At 41.8% G+C, this 2079-nt stretch carries 2 protein-coding genes; both read left to right on the top strand.

The window, feature by feature from the left end; translation table 11 throughout:
- Positions 1-293 (top strand): DUF3820 family protein (locus tag IBX42_RS12220; RefSeq protein WP_294933207.1); only part of this gene is annotated, 293 nt, incomplete at its 5' end.
- A gap of 170 nt (positions 294-463) precedes the next feature.
- Complete coding sequence (locus IBX42_RS12215) at positions 464-1957, top strand: HD domain-containing phosphohydrolase (protein ID WP_365943748.1); 1494 nt, start codon at positions 464-466, stop codon at positions 1955-1957.
- Positions 1958-2079 lie beyond the last annotated feature (122 nt).

The raw sequence follows: 2079 nt of genomic DNA, 5'->3' as shown, positions 1-2079 counted from the left end.
AGTCCTTTGTTAAAGAGAGAAAAGGTATTTTTGATTTTAGCAGCTACACTTTTGTCATTCAAAAAAGATTGGAGTTTGAAGAGTTTGTTCTGCTTTTGAAAAAGAGTGAGATTGATGCTATATGCGAAGAGAATTTCCTAAAAACCCAGCAGACCCAGAAGATAGAATTTGGAAAGTATAAAGGGTTGGCATATAGCGACTTGCCGGATTCCTACCTCTTGTGGTTAAAAAGTAACTACAGCGGTAAAAATCGAGAAATTATAGATGCCGAGTTGAAATTTAGAGGACTGTAATATGACTGTCATTGAGATTGCCACGGCTAAAGCCTCGCAATGACAAGTGCGGCAATCTAAAAAAATGTAATAATGTTATTATTAAACAGAAATATACCGATACTTTAAGGTAAAATTTTTTATACTTAATAGAATATAAAAATGTGTACCAAAATGGAGGGATTCATGTTATGTCTTATACAATGAAAAATGTTGACTGGCGTAAAATTTTCGATAGTGCGCCTGATCCGGTTTTTCTTCATGATAAAGAGTTTCGCATTACTCTGGCTAACCGTGCCTATTTTGAGTATGCGGGCATAAGTGAAAAAGAAGTAATCGGAAAGCTGTATTGGGAAGTTTTTCCCAAAAACTCCGGTCCGATGAAGTCGTGTCTGAATGCTATAGATAAAGAGTGCAATGAAGAGAATGAGGAAGAGGAGGTTCATCTGCCTGATGGCAGAGTGTTTCTTTCTCGAAGCGCTTGCTTCACGGATGAGGCGGGAGACAATCGCTACAGCCGCCATAATCTGACAGATATAACGGCTATTACACAAGCGCAAGAGCGGATTAAAAAGCTTAACCGCTTGTATCGTATGATTTCCGTCGGCAACCAAGCGCTTATGCGAGCCGAAGATGAAGTCTCACTTGCGCAGGCAATGTGCGATGCCTTGATTGAATATGGAGCTTACCGCATTGCATGGGTAGGGCTGGGGGGTAACGATGCAAAAAAAACGATTCACCCTTTGGCGGCGGGAGGAGTAAAGATTAGTAAACTTATGGAGCTGAATCTGACATGGGAAGACAACGAGCAAGGTCAAACACCTGCTGGAATCTGCATTCGCACGGGGGAACCTCTCTACCGTCATAATATTGCCGATGAAGTACCGCCCTCTATTCTTCCGATTACCTTGGAGTTAGGTATTGTAGAGTCGTTGTCTATTCCGCTCATTGTTGCCGAAAAAGTCATCGGTGCCATGACGGTTGGCACTACCCAACATGGTCAATTTGGTAAGGAAGAAGTGTCTGTACTAACTGAAATGTCGGACGATCTTGCCTTTGGTATAGGTAGGCTGCGTGACAACACGGAGCGTATTAGCACCCTAGAAAAGCTTGAGGGAAGCTTAGATAATGCCGTTACCGCCATAGCCGCTACGGTCGAGATGCGCGACCCATATACGGCAGGGCATCAGAGAAGAGTTGCCAAACTAGCCGTCGCTATCGCATCGGAGATGAAGCTTCCGGCTGAGCAGATTGAGGGTATTCGTATTGCAGGAACAGTTCATGATATCGGCAAAATCCATGTTCCCGCAGAAATCCTCTCAAATCCGGGGAAGCTTAGCGATGCAGAGTTCTCAATTATAAAAACCCACTCTCAGGTCGGTTACGATATTTTGCATACGATTGATTTTCCTTGGCCTGTTGCACAAATTGTCCTCCAACATCATGAAAAAATGGACGGTTCCGGATATCCAAACGGCTTAAAAGGGGAAGATATTTTGATTGAAGCCAGAATCCTTTGTGTAGCCGATGTCATTGAAGCGATGGCGTCCCACCGTCCGTATAGACCCGGTTTTGGTATTTTTCCAGCTCTGCAAGAAATTTCGCGCAACAAAGGGCGGTTATATGATAAGAATGCCGTTAAAGCCGTAATGACACTGTTTTTAGAGAAGGGTTATGAACTTTAAGATAAATGAAAGAAAATTCAGAAATCTATAGTGTTACTAAAATAAACATATTTTAAATAATATTTGTTGCTTTTGTTTAGTTTCGTAACACTAGTGTTTTACTGTTTACATATTTAGTTATA

The organism is Sulfurimonas sp., from assembly GCF_014859695.1.
GTDB lineage: Bacteria > Campylobacterota > Campylobacteria > Campylobacterales > Sulfurimonadaceae > Sulfurimonas.
This window is presented reverse-complemented; position numbering and strand designations above follow the sequence as displayed.